We start from the raw sequence: 807 nt of genomic DNA on the forward strand, positions 1-807 counted from the left end.
CCGCGGGGACCAGCGCCCCCCGCGCCGGACCACGGCGGCGGTGGCGGGGTCCGGGGCCCCCGGGCAGCGACGCCGCACTGCGGACGAGGGCGTCCCGGGCGAGCACCCCGGGGTCGCGGGGTCGGAGCGGCACGGGGTCCGCGACCGCCAGCGCCTGGGCGACGAGGAGACCGATCGGTGGGGCGTCCTCCCGGTCCGCGAGCAGGAGGACGTGGCGCAGCCGCTCGCGCGGGACGTCCCCGTCCACGCACCCCGGGACGACGGGGAGGAGCCGCTCCCCGGTGCTTCCCGCGTCGCGCCGGCGCGCCGTCAGACCAGGAGCGTCGTCCGGCTCGGGCGCCGACCACGCTGCGACGTCGGGCACCTCGACGGCGGCGGGCAGCGCGGTGCACTCCTGCGGCAGGCGGCCGAGAAGGGTCAGAGCGCGTCGGGCGAGCATTCGGACGTCGTCCGCCGCGCTGCTGCGCGCGTCCGACGGGACCGGCCCGAGGAGGGCTCTGCCGTCCAGGGCCACCGTCCACGCGCCCACCCCACCGAGCCCGCCGTGGGCGTCACCGCGCGCGTGCACCCGGCCCAGGGCATCGCCGACGTCGACCACGAGCCGCACGACCTCGCCGGCCGCCCAGGGCACCGCCGTCCGCCCCGGCTCCGGCTCGCCGGTCACGCCGCCCTCGCACCTCGTCGCCCCCTGCACGAGGACATGTCAGCACGCGCAGGAGCGCACCGGCCGTCGTCCACAGGCTCGCCCTGTCCCGGTGCGCCCGCGCGCCGGAGGTACCGCGGACGTCGGGGATCTCCGGGAGCAGC

1 protein-coding gene is annotated in these 807 nt (G+C 79.7%); it reads right to left on the reverse strand.

The window, feature by feature from the left end; genetic code table 11:
• The coding region (locus N866_RS11340) for a hypothetical protein (RefSeq protein ID WP_034226418.1) at positions 1-664 on the reverse strand (664 nt) is incomplete at its 3' end.
• Positions 665-807: the final 143 nt, after the last annotated feature.

Source organism: Actinotalea ferrariae CF5-4, from assembly GCF_000603945.1.
GTDB lineage: Bacteria > Actinomycetota > Actinomycetes > Actinomycetales > Cellulomonadaceae > Actinotalea > Actinotalea ferrariae.